Here is a 254-nt window from a genome sequence, read left to right on the forward strand (position 1 = left end):
TATATATCCGCAGTGAAAAAGATATTCTAAAACTGGTAACAACCATTATTGCTAACACCAAAGGTGAAGGGCAGCAATCGGGTGAGGATTTTTGGGTAAAGGCGGAAAAACTTTATTATTGTGCCCTGATCGGTTATATCTGGTATGAAGGTAGGGAAGAGGAAAAGAATTTCAATACGTTGCTTGCAATGATTAATGCGTCAGAAGCCAGGGAAGATGATGAGAATTTCAAGAATCCAGTAGATCTGATGTTT

General features: G+C 38.6%; 1 pseudogene. It reads left to right on the forward strand.

Features of this window, described 5'->3' with window-relative positions:
- Positions 1–254: pseudogene (locus LI112_RS18040) on the forward strand (type IV secretory system conjugative DNA transfer family protein); the annotation flags it as partial.

It is taken from the genome of Blautia sp. 210820-DFI.6.14, assembly GCF_020558815.1.
Taxonomy (GTDB): Bacteria; Bacillota; Clostridia; order Lachnospirales; family Lachnospiraceae; genus Blautia_A; species Blautia_A obeum.